The following is a 19,696-nucleotide window of genomic DNA, read 5'->3' as shown; positions in this document are numbered from 1 at the left end:
ATTGTCATGCTGGTCGCAGAAAGATATGAGATGATTGTGCAGCTCGTGAATGAAAGAGGAAGCATACGGGTGTCCGAATTGAGTGAGCTGTGTAAAGTAACGGAAGAAACGATTCGCCGCGATCTGGATCGTCTGGAGCAGGCGGGACGACTGCGCCGTTCACATGGGGGAGCGGTTAGTGTCAAAAACGAGCAGCCTGAAACGCCATATGCGGTACGGGAAATTATGAACGCAGAGGAAAAGCGTCGGATTGCTGAGGAAGCGGTCAAGCAGATTCAGCCGCATGATCGCATTTTGCTGGATGCCAGTACGACTGCCTGGTATATGGCGTCCAGTCTGCCGGATATTCCTTTAACGATACTGACGAATTCGATTCGGGTAGCTACAGAGCTGGCAGGTAAGGAAAAAATCGAGGTCATTTCGACGGGAGGTCAGCTGCTTCAACGTTCACTATCGTTCGTAGGCCCGCTCGCAGAGCGTTCATTAGAAACCTATTATGTAGATAAGCTGTTTTTTTCCAGTCAGGGAGTTCATCTGGATCGCGGCATTAGTGAATCGAATGAGCTGCAAGCTCGTTTGAAGCAGAAAATGGTCAGCATTGCAGATCGCGTGATTTTACTGGCAGATGCGAGCAAATTCGGGCAGCAGGCGTTTACACATGTGGTGAACTTGTCGCAAGTGTCCGAAATTATCACAGATTCGCGGTTGTCGGACCCGATTCGCAGTCAGCTCGCAGAGCTGTCCATCCCGGTTACGATTGTGTAAGCATGTAGTTTCCGGGGTGAGGTCGCTCTGCGGTTCATTTGATCTTACGATCGCTGTTGCAGCGGGATTCTCTGGTGAGTATGACCTATATAGGTAAGAATCCCGCTGCAAGCTATGCTTATGATGAAAGTTTTCTTTTGGAAAATGGACGGAAGGGGTGTATCGTATGAAGGTATCTTTATTTATTACCTGCCTGAGTGATGCGATTTATCCCAAGGTAGGGGAAGCGATGGCCCGCTTGCTTGCCAGATATGGTGTCGAGCTGGAATTTCCCAAGGTGCAGACATGCTGCGGGCAGCCGTCCTATAACAGCGGCTATTGGGATGAAACAAGGGCTGCTGCAAAAACGATTTTGAAAGCGTTTAATGACAGTGATTTTGTTGTAGCTCCTTCCGGTTCCTGCACATATATGATTCATCATTACCCGGAGTTGTTTAAGGATGAGCCTGAGTGGCTGGATTCGGCACGGAGACTGGAGCAAAAGACGTATGAGTTTACACAATTTATGGTACAGGTGCTTGGCGTGACCGATGTGGGCGCGTCTTTTCCTCATACGGTAACCTACCATCCGTCTTGTCATGGAACACGTTTGCTCGGCGTAAAAGAGGAACCGATGAAGTTGCTTGGCAGCGTAAAGGGTTTGCAATTAGTGCCGCTTTCTTTTGCTGAGGACTGCTGTGGGTTTGGTGGTACTTTTGCGGTAAAAATGCCCGATATTTCGGGAGCGATGGTGACTGAAAAAGTGGACCATATCAGGGAGACGGAAGCTGAGGTGCTGGTCGGACTGGACATGGCCTGTTTGATGAACATCGCCGGAAATCTCAGATATCGGGAAGAGCCAGTTCGGGTAATGCATCTGGCAGAGCTGCTGTATGAAGGGGTGAAGCACGCATGACCGCTGTACATACCCATTCTATGAACCAAAAGGTCAAAGAACGTGCAGAGCTGGCTCTAAATGACGATTTTCTACGGAATGCAGTTCGTTTCACTACCGAGCGACTGCGCAACGGTAAACGGGTAGCTTCTGAGCAGCATGGAAATTGGGAGGAATGGCGTGAGCGGGGGCGCCAAATTCGGCTTCATACCATTGCCCATCTGGACTATTACTTAAATCTATTTGTAGAAAATGCCCGTGCCAACGGGGTGCATATCCATTTTGCCGACACAGCTGTGGATGCTGTACGCATTACACTGGACATTGCTGCGCATAATCAAGCACGTTCTGTCGTCAAATCCAAGTCGATGGTGTCGGAGGAGCTGCATTTGAATCAGGCGCTGGAAGGTGCGGATATCGAGACGATTGAAAGTGATCTCGGTGAGTACATTATTCAACTGGCAGGAGAGGCGCCATCTCATATCGTAATCCCTGCGATTCACAAAAACCGTTATCAGATTGCCGAGCTGCTGTCCAAAGAAGCGGGGGAGGAGTTGTCCGCAGATACGACGATTTTGGCGGGCTTTGTCCGCAAAAAGCTGCGTGAAAAGTTTCTAGATGCGGATATTGGCATGACAGGCTGCAATTTTGCCATTGCTGAGACGGGTTCCATGGTCCTGTTCGAAAATGAAGGCAACGCTCGTATGGTTTCCACTCTGCCCAAAACGCAAATCACACTGATGGGTATGGAGCGAATTATTCCATCCTGGACAGATTTGGAGGTGATGGCTACATTGCTGCCACGCTCCGCTACCGGACAAAAGCTGACTATGTATATGTCGGGGATTTCAGGACCCCGGCGCAGCCAGGATGCCGATGGACCGGAGGAAATGCACATTATCATCGTAGATAACGGGCGTTCGCTTCAGCTAGGCAATCCCGAATTTCAGGAGCTGTTAAATTGTATTCGCTGCGGTGCTTGTCTGAACGCTTGTCCGGTGTACCGACACATTGGGGGACACGCGTATGGCGGGACATACAGTGGTCCTATTGGTGCAGTGCTTACGCCTGCCCTTCACGGCAACATCGAAGAGTGGAACGATATAGCGAGTGCGTCCAGCTTGTGCGGGGCGTGTTATGAAGCCTGTCCGGTCAAAATACCACTGCATGATATGCTGGTTTATTTGCGTAGACGCAAGGTGGAGGCGGGAAAAGGGGATAATCTAGAGACGGCAGCGATGAAAGGTTTTGCGTCAGTAGTTTCCAGCTCAAAGCGATTCGCTGCGGCGATCCGACTCGGACAGATCGCACAGAAAGCGGTCGTTCGTAAGGGAGAAATTACTCTTAAGCTTGGCCCCTTAAAAGGCTGGAATACGTACCGTGTGGCCCCTAGTCTGGCAAAAAAATCCTTCCGTCAGCACTGGAACACACTGGCGCGTGAGCTGGAGCAGGAACGCAAGGTCATGCATCCGGACATTCTCAGCCGAATGGAGACGATCTTGGCGGATAGAAGAAAAGGAGGGATGCAGCATGAATGAACAGCGTAATCCTTCTGCGCATGCAAAAGCGGAGCATGAGGCGTGGCTTCATCAAATGCAATCAGAATCCCGTGTCAAGCAGGCACGCTTTATGGAGGGCATTGCGGCGCGCCTCAAGCGTCCGCGGCAGACGGAGCCACCGATGCAGCCGTTTCGCGGCGCACCAGCGTTTTGGCACGAATTCGAATGGAGTGCGGAGCAGCGCATCGAGGAGTTCACCGCCAACTTTACAAGTGTTGGCGGACATGTCGTGCGTCTGCCGGATCTGAAGGAGACGGCAGACTGGATCGCGAACAAAGCGCGAGAGCTGGGAGCGGCCTATATCGTCCGGCAGAATGAGCCGGACCTGGAGGCGCTCCAGTTGGAAGCAGCGCTGCCGGAAGTCCGACTGTCGGTGTGGAACACCGATCCAGCCGAAGACTGGAAGGCACGCGCCGCGGAGGCCGATATCGGCATTGTCATAGCCGATGAGGCCGCCGCCTATACCGGCTCGGTAGCAGTGCTATCCTCGCCGGAGAAGGGGCGCTCGGTCAGTCTGCTGCCGACCGTGCTCATCATTCTCCTGTCCGTGGAGCGTCTGCGAACACGACTGGGCGAGATTTTAAGCCGCTTTGACGAAGCAGGGCGCGAGCAATTGCCCGCAGGCATTCATTTTATTACTGGACCGAGCCGCTCGTCCGATATTGAAAATGACTTGACGATCGGCGTACACGGACCGGGTATTGTTTATACGTTGTTGATTGGTTAGCGTTACACTGCCCGTCTAACGGGTACGATAGAGCGGAAAACGGGTTTCAAAATCCGTTTGTCTGCGATTGCTCCTAACCGAAATGCGGCCATTGTGCAGCTCGGTAATGCTTTTGGTAATGGCAAGACCCAGCCCGGTGCCTCCGGTTTCCTTGGAGCGTGATTTGTCCACTCGATAAAACCGTTCAAACAGATGCGGGACATCTTCCTGTGGAATCGGGGCACCGTAGTTGGTGCAGATCACTATCGCTTCATCGCCTTCACGTCCGATGGTGATATCGAAACGTTTGCCATCCTTTCCATATCGAATCGCGTTGGAAAATAAATTTTCATACAGGCGTACCAGCTCGTCCGTGTCGGCCAATATCCGCACAGGCTCAACGATTCGGACACGATAAGACATGTCCGCCTGTTCCAGTGAGGGTACAAATTCCTCAGCAAGTTGAGTGAGCAATTTGCCGAGGTCTACAGGCTTCAGCTCCAGAGGCAGGCTACCACCGCTCACACGCGTGTACTCAAACAATTCGTCGATCAGCTTTTTCAGCGTCAGCGATTTTTCATAAGCAATGTTTACATAGTAGCGCAGCTCAATTTCGTCCCGGTAGCGGTCGGTTTCAATATACTCCAAAAAGCCAATCACAGAGGTTAGCGGGGTGCGAAGATCGTGGGATACGCCAGTGATCAGGTCGTTTTTGGCCTTGGCGGAAGCCCGTTCTTCTTCTAGTGAGAGACGGAGCTTGTCTGCCATGGTATTCATATTTTTCGCCAAGGTTGCCAGCTCATCCGCTGAAGATACCGGAATCGAATAGGATAGATTTCCGTCCGCGAATTTCTGCATCCCTTTCGTAATCTCGCGTAGATAGCCAATCGTATTTTTGGTAAAAAGGAAAAAGAAATAAATATATAAAGGCAGCCCGCTCACCAGCATGATCAGTGAGGAACCAATATGATTTACGGTCCAGCGGATCAGCCGGGTGCCGAAAAATGAACGGGAGGGATTCAGCCATAACAGCAAAGACGCTCCATAATAAAACACCATTAAAATCAGTCCAGTTAAAGTGAAGGCAGCAAGGCTAAGAGCTGCCAGCTTCCATCCCAGCGTATCATATCGTTTTGCCTTCAAGACGCAAGTCCTCCATTAATCGAATTTTTCCATTTTATAGCCGATGCCCCACACTGTTTTCAGGTATTTGGGCTTTCTCGGATCAGTCTCAATTTTCTCGCGAATTTTACGCACATGAACCATTAGCGTGTTGTTGGATTCCAGATATTGCTCCTTCCAGACCTTCTCATAAATCTGCTCCATGCTCAGCACTTGCCCCCGGTGTCGAGCCAAAAGCTCAACAATGGCGAATTCACGCGGAGTCAGCTTTACGGATTCTCCAGCGAGAGTGACTTCATGCGTAACAGTGTTAATGGAGAGTTCATCCAGTACCATTTCATGCTCCAATACAGAAGAGGAATGGGTATACTTCCGTACTCTACGTAGCTGGGATTTGATGCGTGCCACTAGCTCCAGCGGGCTGAACGGCTTGGTGACATAATCATCGGCCCCAACGCTAAGCCCTGTAATTTTGTCCATATCTTGTCCCTTCGCAGACAACATAATGATCGGAAAATGTTCGGTTTCCCTGATTTTCATGCAGGCTTCAATCCCGTCCATGTTGGGCATCATCACATCCAGCACCATCACATCTATCTGTTCCCGATTAACCTGCTCCAGCGCTTCCAGTCCGTCCCGTGCCATGAGCAAGCGATATCCTTCATTTTCTAAATATATTTGCATGAGCTTAATTATTTCAGGTTCATCGTCTACTAATAAAATGGTTCCGTTATGCATGGCCCGCGCACCCTTTCTGTTCTTTCCAGCAGTATACAATATGGGCGTATTATATACCTTTTTGGCGGTGGAGGCTATGGACACTCTTCTCAGGTCGTTTGTCGGGTATCATCAGCCTTTGAATAGTAACGTTTCGGGCGAAGACATACGCTCTTCTTGCTTGAAGTTCCTTTTTCCTGTACCCGGTAGCTGACCGAACAAAATCCACGCACATGGCAGGAAGCGGGCGATGAACGACACGACGAGCCAAGAGCAAAGAAGTGCACAGAAAAAACCTCCAGCGTACCACACATGAATAAGCTGCGGCGAACCGATGTGTGGTGAAAACTGCCGATACAGGAGCAGGAAAAACGGATGGATGAGATACACCCCAAAGGACAGGGTACCCAGACGTTCCAGCTTGCGAATGACAATGGAATGTTGTCTCCTATACATGAGAAAGGAAATCTGTAACAATACCAGCGTACTAGACAGGCTGTACATATTATACATAAGTTCAAAAACCAGCGAATTGTATGAAGTTCCGTACATTCTATTTTCATACCACATATAGACATGAATGATGGCTGAAATCAGCCATAAAGCCCAAATTGCAATCCAGGTCAGCACGCTGACAAAGCTTCGTTCCCCTTTACGCATCAGAAACCAAGTTCGGAGCTGGGGATAATAGTAACCGAGAGCAGCGCCCATCATGTAACAGGCCACATAGGACAGCGCCCAGCTGCCTTTATTTTGAACCTGAAAGAGAAATTTATTGCTAATTATAAATGCCCACTGTACCAGCAGCCCAATGACAATAGACCATTGCGGAAATTGCCGATAATGCTGAAACAGCCACAGTACGCATGGAAATGCAAGATAGAATTGCATCATGATAAAAATATAATATAAATGGGTGTAGGCTTTGCCTGTGACCAGCTTCAGAGCAAAACTTTCCGCTAGTGTAGTTATACTCCATGGTTCGTTACTGCCAGCCATAAGGGACAGGATGAAATAAAAGAGAGAGAACATGACATAAGGTACGAGAATATACAACAATCTCTGCTTATAAAAGCGGCTCAAAAGCTGTCGTCCCATTGGACGATCCTTATAGTTGTAGAACAGTACCATGCTGCTAAGCGCGATAAATACAGGGGTACCATACTTCATCAACACATTGAGCGCATTATATACAACATAAAGGCTGGAATGTGTAAGTTGAACCGTTGCATAAGAAGTGGCATGTACCATTAAGACGGCTAAAATCGCCATGGCTCTGACCAACTGTAATTCGGGAATTTTCTCTTTGGTCGTAGGCTTCATAAGCTTCATTTCCTTTCAGTAGTGAATAGTATCTTGTTGAACTCTTTCTATTAAAAGATAAAGTTCTTAATAATCTGAAAGGGAGTGGCTTAAGAATCGCTTATGAACTTCTTAACTTTTGTTAAGAATTAAGAAAAAGAACTTCCATAGGCTCAAAATGAGCAGCATGGAAGTTCTTTTAGTACTCATGTCCATTCGTTATTTGCAACGTTTGATAGGTGCGCGTCTGATTTGTCCACGAATGGCACCGTTCGGATGACGGATCGTGTGGACATTGACGTAGGCGTTGCCCTCTCTGATTTGGCATACCAAATCATTAATGGTTCTGCCTCTGAGCGGACCAGTAAGATCAAATGCACGCAGCACGCCGGTAACGACGCCTCTTCTTACGGTAATCCCAAACTTCGAAGGGCCAAACAGGGTAGCGACAACAGGTCCGTTTTCACCTCTTCGTCCCAGATGAATGTGCGCTTCAGTTACTCGTGAAATATTGCGGACCGTCAGTTCAAAGTTTAATTGCTGGCTCGCTGGACGGTAACGAAATTCCGCAGTTCCTGTCGCATTTGTTCTGACAGGAGGCACTTCATTAGCCCCCCTCAACGTGGCTCTAAACTTATTAGACATTACGTCCCTCCTTTCCCAGTGTTGGTTTAGTGTATTCACAGAACCAGAGAAAGGGCTGTACATTTGCCTATTCATCAGAAGTTGTGTGTTTTACAAGTTATTCAGTCCAAGCACAAAACGAATTTTTTCATAGTCTATGAGTATCTGGTAGACAGGAGGAGACACCATGAGAACATTTATTGATGGAAGAACATCCCAAAATGCTTCGACAGCCAACTCTATTGCCATTCCGATCACTCTTATAAATACGCCTTAATTGTTCGGGCAGATCGGATTAAACACACAGGGAGCCACAGATACGCCACGGGTTCTGCTCAAAGGGAACTATATCTCTTCAAATTCCACTTGATTTAGTTGGGCTACAATTACTATTGTAAGAGGTACGCAGGTAACGGATCCTGTTGTTTATTCGGCTACGTCAACTTTTTATTTGCATAAGAATTACATAGGTACAACCGTGCAACCATTGGTAGAATTTTATGTATGCGCTTACATTGAATATTCTTTGCTTCTTACAATTAAAAATCTGGAGGAGGAATGAAGAATGAAGTGGAAAAAAGGATTGACTGGTATGCTTTTAGCAGCTTTTTTATGTGGTGCGCCAGGGGTGGGTATAGCTACTCCGGCACATGCATCCAATGGCGAGTACAAGTTTGATTTTGGTGGAGGTACGGTCGAAACGGGTTATACCGGAGTGAGCGCTTCGCTGTCCTATGACTCAGCACGTGGCTATGGCTTTCGTACCCCTGAGAATATGCGTAATGTCAGTGCATCGGGGACTGGGGTGGCAAGTGATGCGGTACAATTCCTGACTACAGGTACGAAAAGCGAGAATACTTTTGACGTCGATCTTCCTCCAGGTTTGTATGAGGTGTCGGTTACTTTAGGAAATACTTCCCGTTCGAGTGTTGCGGCCGAAGGGGTGTATCAGATCATAAATATGACAGGGAATGGGGCCAAGGATCGCTTTCAAATTCCAGTGACAGACGGACAGTTAAATCTACTGATTACTGAAGGCAAAGAGGGCGCGGTCTTCACACTCAGTGCACTGGAAATCAGGCAATTGTCTAGCAATCCGGTTACGAATCGTACGATTTATATCGGCGGGGATTCTACGGTATGTAACTATTATCCGCTAGATAGCAGCGTGCAGGCAGGATGGGGTCAACTGCTGCCAGAGTTTGTAAACACGAATACTTTTCAAATTCGCAATATGGCGTCAGGGGGCCAAATTGCTAGAGGATTCCATCAGGACGGTCAGTTGGAGGCTATCGTTCAATATATCAAGCCAGGGGATTATTTTATTCTCCAATTAGGCATTAATGACACCAATCCAAAGCATAACGAAAGCGAAGCGGAGTTTAAGGATTGGATGCGAGATATGATCCGGCAGGTGAAGGCTAAGGGGGCGACGGTAATTCTGTCAACACCGCAAGGACGAGCCACTGACTTTAATGCTAACAATGTACACAACGCAGAAAACAGATGGTATAGAAGCGCTATTTTGGCGCTGGCTCAAGAGGAACAAACGCCTTTAGTCGATCTGAATGTGCTCAGTTCAGCTTATTTCACTTCTATTGGCAAAGAAGCTACGCTGGCTTTGTATATGAACGGTGATACACTACATCCAAACTTTGCAGGAGCAAGGCAACTGGCGCGATTAGTAGCACACGATTTAAAAAGACAGGGTCTGAGTGGATTTTAAATTTCAATGCTGGTTTTACCTCTGTTTCTTACATTTGTAGGAACAGGGGTTTTTGGCTTATGTTCAGGGTGCTATAATAATGGAAAAATGCAACAGTAATGCGGAGGAATTAGAACATGCAGCCTTTCACTGCCCGTGTGCTTCAAATTATATTGCTGATCCCTGAGGGAAAAGTAATGACTTACGGTCAAATTGCGGCAGAGGCCGGAAGCCCAAGAGGTGCTAGACAGGTGGTGCGAATTTTGCATACACTGAGCCAAAAACATCGACTTCCATGGCATAGAGTAGTCAACCGCTTGGGAGAGATTGCTTTGCAGGAGGATGAATCCGCCTCCCTGCAGCGCCTGTACTTGGAAGAGGAGGGCATACAGTTTAATGCAAACGGACGTATCCCGCTGGATCAATATCTTTATCATCCGCAGACGGAGACAGAAGAATAGGCGAGGAACACTAGTCTGAATCCTCGCCAAAAAGAGACGGGACAAATCATAGTTTTGATTTGTCCCGTCTCTTTTTTAAACTGGCGTATCATGTAGGTTAATGAAGAGTGGTGTTCATATATAGCACAAGATTTCCCAGTAAGCTTATCCAATCAGATGCTGCTGGTCACGCTGGGCAAGGTGAAAAGAAATACTGTTCATCAGCGGTATATCATTATTTCTTCGGGCTTCCCGAATGAGTTGTTTCTTTTTTTGTTCTGATTCGCGTAGAAAGCGAGTCATCCATAAATCAGACGGTTCGTTAGTAGTTGTCATGCGAGATTCTTTTATCATCTATTAACCCTCCTAGTGAGCGGCTGTTATTCTTTCTCTATTATATGTTCCAAACCTTAATAGATGCTGTTGGTTTCCTTAAAATTAGCTGAAATTTAGGTAAAGTTCAGGTAAAAACAGCTTAAATCTATGTCTGGTGGGACGTAAAGTAGTTTACAACGAGTAATCTGACAGTAAAGGTTACAAAAATGTATTGTTTTGACACCTTGTACCAACATAAACCTGAAAGTACAATTAGAATGCGAGGAATTCGTGGAAATTTATGTCGAAAAGAATGGAAAAGATTCGAAAGATGCACCGAAAGGGGAGAGATTCATTTATGAAGCAAAAAGCGGCTGCCGTGCTGCTTGTATTGTCCTTTTCTACAGGCTTGGTTACCACTGCACAGGCTGACAGTTCATCAGGAAGCATTACAGCAAATGTGTCAGTTAATTCATCATCTGCTGCGGCTACGGCGAAGACATCATCTGTCACGGGACAGACTCTACCTCCATTAACGCTCAAGCAGGCAGTAGAATGGGCACAGACGAACAGCTACAATACGCGTTCTGCCGAGCGGGATGTAGAGCGTCGCAGACTCGAACTGAAAAATGCAGAAAAGGATTTGGGAAATGCATTTGTTGATTTTATAGACGGTGAATATGTCGATGATAACACCTCTTGGAGAAATTATAACTCTTCGACACTATCCTATCTAGCTAGCAAAAAGCAGGCGCAATATGCCAAAGACCAGATTTATTTTAATGTAATGAAAAGCTACCAAAGTGTGTTTGTAGCAGAGAATCAGGTGAAAAATGATCTGGAGGCGCTTGAAATCGCCCAAGCGGAGGAAAAGATTGCACTTGCCAAATTTGCGCGCGGCAAGCTGTCTGAATATGCGAAAAATGAGAGTACACAAGCCAGATCCCAGGCGCAGCAAGCGGTCGAGCAGGGAAAAATTGCGTTGCAAAAATCCAGAGATGCACTCAACTTCCTCATGGGACAGCCTAACGGGACAGCCTATGAAATGGTGGATCGACCTGTGTACAAAGAACCGAAGAAGCTGGATATCGAATTACATATACAACAGCTGACAGACATGAATCCAAATTTGTGGAAGCTGGAGGATAGTATCAAAACTTCGGAACTTAATGTAAGATATTTTGATTTTAACAACGGCGCCGGTGCTTACGATCTAGCTAAAATGGATGTCGATACAGCCAAAGAGGAGCTTGCCAAAGGTCAAAAGGATTTTGCCGAATCACTCCGCAATTTGTATGCCACGGTTAAGGAAAACCAAAAGAAATACGTACAGTTGGAGGAAAGTTTGCGCACGGCAAAAGAAGCCTTGGAATTATCACGCAAAAAGTGGGCCAGAGGTCTGGTTATCGAGATGGAATTGAAAAATAATCAGTTGAAAGTGAACCAGATTGAACGGCAAATGGAAGAGCTGGCGATCGAGTTGGATCAAAATGAGTATACGTTGAACAAGCCATGGAGCACATAGGGAGGAAAAGGCGTTGGCAGAAACGGTTTTAAATGATGCTTTAATCAAGCTACGGAGAAAACGGAGAAAAAAGTGGATCTGGACTGCGATTGTTTTACTGGTTGTAGGCGGAGGCGGAGCAGCAGTATATCTGAATATGCCGAAAGAGCAGGCAGCACCTGTAGTTCAGGACGAGACGTTTAAAGTAGAGCGCGGCGATGTGAGCGAGAAGCTGGACACGTCCGGCACCGTGCAAGCATCCAAGGAAGTGAAACTGAACTTTACGAGTGCAGGCGATAACAAGCTGGCTGCGGTGAACGTGAAAGCCGGGGACAAGGTCAAAAAAGGGCAAGTGCTGGCGCTTCTGGACAGTTCAGAAATTAAAATGCAAATTCAAAGTGCGTCTGATTCTTTAGAGATATCCAAAGCCAAGTTGGCTGAATTGGAGAAGGGTCCGAAGGCGGAAGATATTGAAATTCAGAAAACAAATGTACTTAGGGCCAAAATGGCTGTCGATACAGCGCAAGAATCTTTTGAGTTGGAAGAGGCCGAAAGTCAGAAGAAAGCTTCCCAAAAGCAGTTGGAGCAAGCACGGAAGGCATATGAAGACCAAAAGTTTTTACATGATGCCGGGGCTGTATCCAACAGTGAATTGGAGCAGGCAGAGCAAGCATTGGATAAAGCACAAACGGACTATGATAATCTAGATTTACAGTTCCGCAAGATTATATCGCAAAAACATCGTACCATTTCAGAGGCTGAAATCGGGTACCGTGCCGCATTGGCTGAGCTTCGCAAGACTCAGGTTCCGGCTGATGCATCGAGTATTCAGTCCTCACGGATAGAGGTGCGAAGACTGGCGACTGAGCTAGAGCAGAAAAAAAATGAACTGAACAAGCTTCAGGTCACGGCACCGTGGGACGGAGTGATCTTGAAGGTAAACGGGGATGTGGGAACCAGTCCGACGGCTCCATTTATTGTCATGAATAACTCGGATTCTAACGATCTTAAGGTAGTTGTGAAGGTAAGTCAGAACGACATTGTCAAGGTCAAAAAGGGGCTTTCGGCTGTGTTGACGACCAATGCATATCCGGGTAAATCGTTTCCAGGCAAGGTGCAATTTGTCTCACCGGAAGCCTCTACGGATGAAGGGATGACGACGTATCTGATGGAGCTGTCTGTTCATGACCCGAAAGGTAAGCTTAAAACAGGCATGATTATGAATGTGGCCGTTATTTTGGGAGTACACAAAAATGTACTGTTCGTTCCTGCGACTGCCCTGAGATCCGAAGGAGGACAGGATGGCGTGTATGTTTCCGCTCATAACGCTGCGAATCCGGGTGCACGCACATTCAAGCCCGTAGAACTCGGATTTTACACGCCAGACCGAGTAGAGCTTAAGTCCGGTGTTAAGGAGGGTGACACGATTATTGTGCCTGCCCCTGAACCTCCGCCAGATCCTTCCGCAATGGGCGGCATGCAGGGAGGCTTTTAAACGGGCATGAGATATGTTATTCAGATTGAGGGTTTGAAAAAAGTGTACCATGTCGGAGATCAGGAAATTCATGCTCTGCGTGAGGTTCAACTTGATATTGCTGACGGTGATTTTGTTGCGATTATGGGACCGTCTGGATCAGGCAAGTCCACGATGATGAATGTTATCGGCTGTCTGGATTTACCTACGTCAGGACAATTTTATTTGGACGGATATTCGATCTTAGATGCCCGCGAGGATGAACTGGCTATTATACGTAATCAGAAAATCGGATTTGTATTTCAAAAGTTCCATTTGCTTCCGCGATCCACGGCTCTGGAGAATGTGGAACTGCCTATGATCTATGCGGGGGTTTCTGCCAAGGAGCGTCGTTTGCGGGCTATGGATGCCCTCACAAGCGTAGGTCTAGGCGACCGGATGAATAACAGGCCAAATGAATTGTCAGGCGGTCAGCAGCAACGGGTATCTATCGCACGCGCACTTGTGAACAATCCGGTTATTCTCTTGGCGGATGAACCGACAGGAGCTTTGGATTCTAAAACAAGTGTGGAAATCATGGGGATTTTTCAGCGACTGAACGATCAGGGGAAAACGGTTGTACTGGTTACTCATGATCAAGAGGTTGCGGAATACGCCAAGCGTCTGATTCATTTTCGAGATGGGCGGATTGAAAAGGATCAGCCTGTTGAGGAACGAAGAATGGCGGCAGAGGAAGTGAAGGCATGAAGTTTCAGGAAATTATTCGTGTGTCGCTCAATAGTTTGCGAACCAATATGCTGCGATCCTTGCTGACCATGGTGGGTATTATTATCGGAGTAGCCGCTGTGATTGCGATTGTAGCCATCGGTAAAGGATCAACCGCTACAATTACATCGCAGATCAATAGTATGGGAAATAATCTGCTGATGATCTATCCTTATGCTCCATATGATGGGTCAAGTTCCATGTCGTTCAATCAGACGAAAGGAATATCTTTGGAGGATATTGAGGCACTAGAGCAGCAAAAAGCAGTAGCCGAGGTGGCGCCAAGTGCGATGACCAATGCAGATATTACATGGAGTCGCAATAAGGTCAGCGGGCAAATCGAGGGGACCTCGCTGGGATTTGTTCATGTGAGAAAGTTGTCGCTCGCTCAGGGCAGATCGTTTACCCACTATGAAGTGGATAAACGATTGAATGTGGCTGTATTGGGGAGTGATGCGGCCCGTAATATTTTTGGCCCGGATGCTTCCAAAGCGGTAGGTGAGATCATTATGATCAAACAACTGCCCTTTAAGGTGGTTGGTGTGCTGGCTAATTCCAATTCAAATATGAATAATAGCGGACAGCAGGTCTATGTGCCAATCACAACGGGGATGGAACGACTAGGTAATATGAGCATTCAGCAGGTGAATGCCTCTGCAACAACGGAGGAGAAGATTGATCAGGCAAGTGCTCAAATTCGGCAGGTGCTGCGTGTCAGACATGAGCTAAAGCCATCAGAGGGCGATGATTTTCAAATTATGACCCAGACGGAAATCCTAAAAACAGTGTCCGGGGTTGACCGGGTTATGAATATGCTACTGATCGGCGTGGCTGCAATTGCGCTCGGCGTTGGTGGTGTTGGCATTATGAATATTATGCTGGTGTCTGTCACGGAGCGTACGAGGGAGATCGGAATTCGCAAAGCGATTGGTGCGCAACGCAGTGATATTATGCTGCAGTTTGTGGCTGAGGCTGTTTTTCTCAGTCTAATGGGTGGACTGGTCGGCGTTATGGTGGGTCTTGGGGGTGCAAAGCTGCTTGAGAAATTCGTCCAAATGCCGATTGTGTATTCGATAGAGCCAGTACTGTACTCTTTTCTGTGCTGCATGGGAGTCGGAGTGCTGTTCGGGGTATATCCGGCGCGCAAAGCCTCGAAGCTGCGTCCGATTGATGCTTTAAGATACGAATAAGAAAGCGGGTGCTTTGCCTTACTCGAAAGAGGGGGGGGATAAAGCGCCCGTTTTTTGTATGGAATAAGTGTTTTAAATGATAAAAAAACATGAATAACCACTTTAATTTTATATATGTGATGTTTTATATGCTTTTTTAGGTTGATTTATTATTATATATGACGTATTATATTCAATATCAGATCGCAAGCAAAAAAGGAGGGGCGTTCATCATCGACCTTACGGCAAGACAAGTAGAAATTTTAAACATCGTACAAAAGCATGCCCCGATTACGGGTGACCAGATTGCGGAAATGCTTAATCTCAGTAAGGCGACCATTCGGACCGACCTATCCAAATTGGGCATTTTGAATTACATAGATGCTAAGCCCAAGGTCGGTTATTTTGTTGGAAAGCGGGGTACGCCGAACCGGGAGGAAAAATTCCGGCTTTTGCAAATGAAGGTCGGTGATCTTCACGGGGTTCCAGTCATCGTACGTGAAACAACCACAATTCAGGAAGCTGTCGTAGCTCTGTTTTTGGAAAATGTGAGCAATTTGATCGTCACCGATGAAGATGGAGATTTGGCAGGGGTGGCTTCCCGCAAGGATTTACTCAAGGTCACGTTAGGCAATCCCAATGCAGCAACCATTCCTGTCAGTCTTGTGATGACCCGACAGGCGAATGTGGTCACTGTTTCCCCAGAGGATACCGTACTAGAGGCAGCACGCAAAATTATTGCCCGTCAAATCGACAGTCTGCCTGTCGTCGTCCCTTCGGATTCTGACAAACCAGGAGAACACTGGAAAGTCGTGGGACGTATTACAAAGACAAATATTATTAAAATGTTGCTCGATATGGTAGCAGAGGATTAATGGGAGGAATCGAATGGTTCAGGCGAGCAGTCATTTTATAGCGATCTGTTCAGACTCGATTGGTGAGACGGCAGAAGCTGTCGTACAGGCGACCATGCGCCAATTTGAGTTACCAGACACAGAGATCAAAAGATTTATGAATGTGAGGGATGAAGACGAGCTGAGTCGGGTAATGGAGGAAGTTGCCGAGCGTAAAGGCTTTGTAGCTTATACGCTGGTACAGCCGGAATTGAGAGAGGCGATGAAAGAGGAGGCTGTTCGGCTGAATGTGCGGGCTGTCGATATTATGGGACCGATGATGCAGGCGTTTGCCGATACGTTTCATAACGATCCCAAGGAGAAGCCTGGTCTATTGCACCGACTGGACGACAACTATTTTCGGCGTGTAGAGGCACTGGATTTTGCGGTTCAATACGATGATGGCAAAGATGTGAGCGCTATTCTCAAAGCAGATATAGTATTGCTTGGGGTGTCTCGTATTTCCAAAACTCCTTTATCCATGTTTCTCGCACATAAAGGTTATAAAACAGTCAACATACCGGTTGTACCGGAGCTGACACCACCTGTTCAGTTGAAGGATGTTCAGCGTGGCCGAGTGTTCGGATTGACGATCCAGCCGGAGCTATTGTTGAAAATACGCAGTGAACGACTGAAGGTAATGGGGCTTCCGAATAATGTGCAGTATGCTACAGCGACGAGGGTAGAAGAGGAAATCGCGTATGCGCAGTCTTTGTTTAAAGAGCTGAATTGTCCAGTCATTGATGTTACAGATAAAGCAATTGAAGAGACAGCAGGCTTGATTGTCAGAATGCTATAAAGCGAAGCAACTTAGAAGCAGCGTTTATAAAGAAAATATGAATCACGGGATACAGGAGTGTAAATATAAAATGGCAGCAAAGCTGCCGTGAAATATTATTTGCCTGTGGGTAACAATTATTTTTAGGAGAGGTGGAGGGATAGGTATGGAGAGTCAAATGGCATTGGAATTCGTTCGGGTAACAGAGGCAGCGGCACTGCAATCGGCACAATGGACAGGGCGTGGAGATAAGAATAGTGCGGACGAGGCGGCAACAGTAGCCATTCGTACTCATTTTAATGCGGTATCCATGGACGGCACGGTCGTGATTGGTGAAGGCGAAATGGATGAGGCTCCCATGCTGTATATCGGGGAGAGAGTAGGCAATCGCAGAGGGCCGGCCATGGATATTGCTGTTGATCCTCTCGAAGGGACTGAAACGGTGGCGAACGGTTTGAATAACGCACTGTCGGTCATTGCTGCTGCACCTCGTGGTAGTCTACTACACGCTCCGGATATGTACATGCAAAAATTAGCTGTTGGTCCGGCATTGGCTGGAAAGCTGTCACTAGAAGACACGATCCCGACTACATTGTCAAAAGCAGCGCGCATACTGGGGAAATCCTTGTCCGATCTTACGGTGTCGATTCTGGATCGTTCACGGCATGCCGGGATTATCCAGCTTCTGCGGGAAAGCGGCGTTCGGATCAAGCTGCTTGGTCATGGGGATGTGATGGGTGCAATTGAAACCTGCCTGGATAGCGGTGTAGATTTGCATATCGGCTCTGGCGGCGCTCCTGAGGGTGTATTGGCCGCGGCCGCGCTGAAATGCATGGGCGGAGAAATACAAGGCCGTCTGCTTCCTCATGGAGAAGAAGAGATTGCACGTTGCAAACGCATGGGTATTACTGATCCAGGGGCGTTGCTGTCGATGGAGGACATGGTCGGACGCCAAGGCGTGATGTTTGTCGCTACAGGCGTTACGCCTGGTGAGTGGTTGCAGGGGGTTCGTTCTCTGCCTGGTCACAGAGCTGAAACCCATTCAGTTGTAATGCATTCAGATACAAAAACGATTCGTTTCGTGCGAAGTATTCATCATACAGCTGATTCTTCCGGTACGCTTGCAGCCGCGGCATCCTCTTGAAATTTGAAGTCAAGACTTCCTTCACTGGTGAATTTAATCATAATAAATTTATAAAACAGCAAGTCTCTGACTAAAGGGAGACTTGCTGTTACTGTTTTTTGGGGATAAAAGAGTAAAAGCAAGGATATAAATTTCAAAAAAACAGGCACTTTTGAAGTGAAATTGAAACGTTTCTATTAGGGCTTGAAAAGAAAAAACATAGCTTTGGAAGAGAAAAAATCAATTCGAACTAATTTTTTTAGACGAAGAGTCAAAAAAAATTATGCATAATATAGTTCTTTGGAACTACAAAAAAACTCTGTTTATTAAAAATTTAAAGAGTTATTAATTTGGGTTTGTGTGTCGTTGTTTTAAATTAGTTCCATTATATAGGAGGTTGAAGGGAGATGCGGAAAAAGTCGGAATTTGTCGGATGATATCAGGTTGAATTTGTTACATTTATGTTAAAGGCATGTAAAGATAAAATTGTTATAGGATAAGGGCTTTAGGCGTAATTGTAAATCATAATGATTTTAGTTTTACAATGTTCGTGAAAATGTGAAATTATGTTTTAAGCCAAATTTGCAGATCGTGATGGGCAGATAATGAGCGAAAAAGTAAAATTGTTGCTTTTGTAGTTTGGAAACAAATAGCATAATATGGATTTTGGTTTATTTTTATGAAGTCTAGTAATTTAGCACTTTTGTCCCATGTCAAGCCGTTTTAAAGTTTGTATATTTAAAAAAGCTAGAAAGTGTTGGAAGAAAAAAAGATATATAAGGATTTAATGTAAAATTATTACTTCATAGAGGATGGAGGAATTCATATGACGACTCGATCACAATCTTGGTTCGCGAAAACAGAGGTCCAACCGACTGCGAAACTCCAATTATTTTGCTTCCCCTACGCCGGCGGCGGTGCTTACATATTTAACTCTTGGAAGTCCAGGCTCGCACCTGATATTACTGTGTTGCCAATACAACTCCCAGGACGTGAGGCCCGCTCCATTGAAGCTCCAATGGAAACCCTTCAAGACATCGTTCAATCGTTGGTTCCCGCTATGGCTCCATACATGCATAAGCCGTTTGCCTTTTTTGGACATAGCATGGGGGCACTGATTGCATTTGAAACAGCACGGCAGTTGTACAGCAAAACAGGAAAACTACCTGTGCATATCATCGTATCTGGCAAATCCGCCCCTCATATTCCATACTCCAAAAAACGACTCCATGATTTAGCAGATGATTCTTTCACCGAAGAGCTCCGTTTGATGCAGGGCACCCCCGAAGAGGTGCTGCAAAATGCAGAATTGATGCAAATTATTATGCCTCGTCTGCGTGCAGATTTTAAGGTATGTGAAACTTATGTTTATCAGCCGGGAAATCCACTGGCATGCCCGATGACGGTTCTAGGGGGAACGAAGGATTTTGAGGTTAGCACAGACTCACTCCGTGCCTGGCAGCAGCATACGATGTCACCTATGGATGTCCGGATGTTCGAAGGCAATCACTTTTTCATCCATGAACAAGAGCAAGAGGTTATGAGTGCAGTCGAGGACATTCTTTCCGCATCCTCGCCGATGGCCCACACTGCGGCAGCTCATACAGCTTGCAACGCAAGTACTCTACAACCACGATTTAGGCAGAGTTGACTGTCCCACACATCACGATGCACTTCGCTATCACCATCTCAGCAATAACCGATAAAACAACCCACCATGATGCATTTCCCAACATAGATTAAAATCCAACTTTACTGTACAGGCACTCATTCATTTCAGACACAGAGTTTACTTCAACGACGTCCATCGCCAATCTAAATAGTTCGCACTGCATAAAGTGTGGGCAATGAAAAAGAGGGA

General features: G+C 46.7%; 19 protein-coding genes and 1 pseudogene. 15 read left to right on the top strand and 5 right to left on the bottom strand.

What is annotated here, in order from left to right; all coding sequences use genetic code 11:
* The first annotated feature begins 6 nt into the window (after positions 1-6).
* The 4 genes from C0638_RS21800 to C0638_RS21785 all read left to right on the top strand — a co-directional run bounded on the left by C0638_RS21800 (position 7) and on the right by C0638_RS21785 (position 3,925).
* Positions 7-765: a DeoR/GlpR family DNA-binding transcription regulator gene (locus C0638_RS21800; protein WP_013370978.1), complete on the top strand. Its 759-nt coding sequence runs from the start codon at positions 7-9 to the stop codon at positions 763-765.
* A 166-nt stretch (positions 766-931) separates the two neighbouring features.
* Complete coding sequence (locus C0638_RS21795; protein WP_058712507.1) at positions 932-1,660, top strand: (Fe-S)-binding protein; 729 nt, start codon at positions 932-934, stop codon at positions 1,658-1,660.
* The gene (locus C0638_RS21790) at positions 1,657-3,177 is read left to right on the top strand and encodes a LutB/LldF family L-lactate oxidation iron-sulfur protein (protein ID WP_058712506.1); all 1,521 of its coding nucleotides are present in this window, start codon (positions 1,657-1,659) and stop codon (positions 3,175-3,177) included. Before C0638_RS21795 ends, C0638_RS21790 begins: the two co-directional genes overlap by 4 nt.
* Complete coding sequence (locus tag C0638_RS21785; RefSeq protein ID WP_058712505.1) at positions 3,170-3,925, top strand: LutC/YkgG family protein; 756 nt, start codon at positions 3,170-3,172, stop codon at positions 3,923-3,925. Before C0638_RS21790 ends, C0638_RS21785 begins: the two co-directional genes overlap by 8 nt.
* Before the next feature lie 15 nt (positions 3,926-3,940).
* Here the strand turns inward: C0638_RS21785 and C0638_RS21780 are convergent, their stop codons facing one another.
* From C0638_RS21780 to C0638_RS21765, 4 genes are all read right to left on the bottom strand, one after another.
* Entirely contained in the window at positions 3,941-5,047 is a 1,107-nt protein-coding gene (locus C0638_RS21780; protein ID WP_025675076.1) for a sensor histidine kinase, read from the bottom strand.
* 15 nt (positions 5,048-5,062) lie between these two features.
* On the bottom strand, positions 5,063-5,764 hold the full coding sequence (locus C0638_RS21775) for a response regulator transcription factor (protein WP_013370984.1): 702 nt from the start codon (positions 5,762-5,764) through the stop codon (positions 5,063-5,065).
* Positions 5,765-5,875: 111 nt separating this feature from the next.
* Positions 5,876-7,066, bottom strand: a complete 1,191-nt coding sequence (locus tag C0638_RS21770; RefSeq protein ID WP_058712504.1) for an acyltransferase — start codon at positions 7,064-7,066, stop codon at positions 5,876-5,878.
* A gap of 198 nt (positions 7,067-7,264) precedes the next feature.
* Entirely contained in the window at positions 7,265-7,690 is a 426-nt protein-coding gene (locus C0638_RS21765) for a CHRD domain-containing protein (RefSeq protein WP_058712503.1), read from the bottom strand.
* Between the two features lie 166 nt (positions 7,691-7,856).
* On the opposite strand from C0638_RS21765, the pseudogene C0638_RS26235 reads away from it, so the two are divergent.
* The 3 genes and pseudogenes from C0638_RS26235 to C0638_RS21750 form a co-directional block, all read left to right on the top strand.
* Positions 7,857-8,123, top strand: a pseudogene (locus C0638_RS26235) (hypothetical protein); the annotation flags it as partial.
* A gap of 111 nt (positions 8,124-8,234) precedes the next feature.
* Positions 8,235-9,395 (top strand): rhamnogalacturonan acetylesterase, encoded by a 1,161-nt coding sequence (locus C0638_RS21755; RefSeq protein WP_058712502.1) that lies wholly within the window; start codon positions 8,235-8,237, stop codon positions 9,393-9,395.
* Positions 9,396-9,511: 116 nt separating this feature from the next.
* Positions 9,512-9,835, top strand: a complete 324-nt coding sequence (locus C0638_RS21750; RefSeq protein ID WP_013370988.1) for an MGMT family protein — start codon at positions 9,512-9,514, stop codon at positions 9,833-9,835.
* Positions 9,836-9,979: 144 nt separating this feature from the next.
* Here C0638_RS21750 and C0638_RS21745 read toward each other — a convergent pair whose 3' ends face one another.
* A complete protein-coding gene (locus C0638_RS21745) occupies positions 9,980-10,168 on the bottom strand; it encodes a hypothetical protein (protein ID WP_058712580.1) in 189 nt (62 codons plus the stop codon).
* 319 nt (positions 10,169-10,487) lie between these two features.
* On the opposite strand from C0638_RS21745, the gene C0638_RS21740 reads away from it, so the two are divergent.
* From C0638_RS21740 to C0638_RS21705, 8 genes are all read left to right on the top strand, one after another.
* Entirely contained in the window at positions 10,488-11,654 is a 1,167-nt protein-coding gene (locus C0638_RS21740) for a TolC family protein (protein WP_058712581.1), read from the top strand.
* A 13-nt stretch (positions 11,655-11,667) separates the two neighbouring features.
* Entirely contained in the window at positions 11,668-13,128 is a 1,461-nt protein-coding gene (locus C0638_RS21735; RefSeq protein WP_058712582.1) for an efflux RND transporter periplasmic adaptor subunit, read from the top strand.
* Between the two features lie 6 nt (positions 13,129-13,134).
* Positions 13,135-13,854 (top strand): ABC transporter ATP-binding protein, encoded by a 720-nt coding sequence (locus tag C0638_RS21730; protein WP_013370992.1) that lies wholly within the window; start codon positions 13,135-13,137, stop codon positions 13,852-13,854.
* The gene (locus C0638_RS21725; RefSeq protein ID WP_040101424.1) at positions 13,851-15,062 is read left to right on the top strand and encodes an ABC transporter permease; all 1,212 of its coding nucleotides are present in this window, start codon (positions 13,851-13,853) and stop codon (positions 15,060-15,062) included. The genes C0638_RS21730 and C0638_RS21725 overlap by 4 nt, the downstream gene beginning before the upstream one ends.
* Positions 15,063-15,220: 158 nt before the next feature.
* Positions 15,221-15,916: a helix-turn-helix transcriptional regulator gene (locus C0638_RS21720; RefSeq protein ID WP_052452861.1), complete on the top strand. Its 696-nt coding sequence runs from the start codon at positions 15,221-15,223 to the stop codon at positions 15,914-15,916.
* A 13-nt stretch (positions 15,917-15,929) separates the two neighbouring features.
* Positions 15,930-16,733 (top strand): pyruvate, water dikinase regulatory protein, encoded by an 804-nt coding sequence (locus C0638_RS21715; RefSeq protein ID WP_013370995.1) that lies wholly within the window; start codon positions 15,930-15,932, stop codon positions 16,731-16,733.
* Positions 16,734-16,878: 145 nt separating this feature from the next.
* Positions 16,879-17,856 carry a class II fructose-bisphosphatase gene (gene glpX, locus C0638_RS21710; protein ID WP_014599716.1) on the top strand — a complete coding sequence of 326 codons (978 nt, stop codon included), beginning with the start codon at positions 16,879-16,881 and terminating at the stop codon, positions 17,854-17,856.
* Positions 17,857-18,661: 805 nt separating this feature from the next.
* Positions 18,662-19,486: a thioesterase II family protein gene (locus tag C0638_RS21705; RefSeq protein WP_058712391.1), complete on the top strand. Its 825-nt coding sequence runs from the start codon at positions 18,662-18,664 to the stop codon at positions 19,484-19,486.
* Positions 19,487-19,696 lie beyond the last annotated feature (210 nt).

It is taken from the genome of Paenibacillus sp. lzh-N1 (assembly GCF_002872435.1).
Lineage (GTDB): Bacteria > Bacillota > Bacilli > Paenibacillales > Paenibacillaceae > Paenibacillus > Paenibacillus polymyxa_C.
This window is presented reverse-complemented; position numbering and strand designations above follow the sequence as displayed.

What these genes read in the sequence shown, in the direction of transcription:
- C0638_RS21745 (WP_058712580.1), bottom strand. Translation starts at nt 10,168, where the DNA reads ATGATAAAAGAATCTCGCATGACAACTACTAACGAACCGTCTGATTTA.
- C0638_RS21755 (WP_058712502.1), top strand. Translation starts at nt 8,235, where the DNA reads ATGAAGTGGAAAAAAGGATTGACTGGTATGCTTTTAGCAGCTTTTTTA.
- C0638_RS21740 (WP_058712581.1), top strand. Translation starts at nt 10,488, where the DNA reads ATGAAGCAAAAAGCGGCTGCCGTGCTGCTTGTATTGTCCTTTTCTACA.
- C0638_RS21775 (WP_013370984.1), bottom strand. Translation starts at nt 5,764, where the DNA reads ATGCATAACGGAACCATTTTATTAGTAGACGATGAACCTGAAATAATT.
- C0638_RS21725 (WP_040101424.1), top strand. Translation starts at nt 13,851, where the DNA reads ATGAAGTTTCAGGAAATTATTCGTGTGTCGCTCAATAGTTTGCGAACC.
- C0638_RS21765 (WP_058712503.1), bottom strand. Translation starts at nt 7,690, where the DNA reads ATGTCTAATAAGTTTAGAGCCACGTTGAGGGGGGCTAATGAAGTGCCT.
- C0638_RS21750 (WP_013370988.1), top strand. Translation starts at nt 9,512, where the DNA reads ATGCAGCCTTTCACTGCCCGTGTGCTTCAAATTATATTGCTGATCCCT.
- C0638_RS21720 (WP_052452861.1), top strand. Translation starts at nt 15,221, where the DNA reads ATGACGTATTATATTCAATATCAGATCGCAAGCAAAAAAGGAGGGGCG.
- C0638_RS21790 (WP_058712506.1), top strand. Translation starts at nt 1,657, where the DNA reads ATGACCGCTGTACATACCCATTCTATGAACCAAAAGGTCAAAGAACGT.
- C0638_RS21730 (WP_013370992.1), top strand. Translation starts at nt 13,135, where the DNA reads ATGAGATATGTTATTCAGATTGAGGGTTTGAAAAAAGTGTACCATGTC.
- C0638_RS21785 (WP_058712505.1), top strand. Translation starts at nt 3,170, where the DNA reads ATGAATGAACAGCGTAATCCTTCTGCGCATGCAAAAGCGGAGCATGAG.
- C0638_RS21795 (WP_058712507.1), top strand. Translation starts at nt 932, where the DNA reads ATGAAGGTATCTTTATTTATTACCTGCCTGAGTGATGCGATTTATCCC.
- C0638_RS21705 (WP_058712391.1), top strand. Translation starts at nt 18,662, where the DNA reads ATGACGACTCGATCACAATCTTGGTTCGCGAAAACAGAGGTCCAACCG.
- C0638_RS21715 (WP_013370995.1), top strand. Translation starts at nt 15,930, where the DNA reads ATGGTTCAGGCGAGCAGTCATTTTATAGCGATCTGTTCAGACTCGATT.
- C0638_RS21770 (WP_058712504.1), bottom strand. Translation starts at nt 7,066, where the DNA reads ATGAAGCCTACGACCAAAGAGAAAATTCCCGAATTACAGTTGGTCAGA.
- glpX (WP_014599716.1), top strand. Translation starts at nt 16,879, where the DNA reads ATGGAGAGTCAAATGGCATTGGAATTCGTTCGGGTAACAGAGGCAGCG.
- C0638_RS21800 (WP_013370978.1), top strand. Translation starts at nt 7, where the DNA reads ATGCTGGTCGCAGAAAGATATGAGATGATTGTGCAGCTCGTGAATGAA.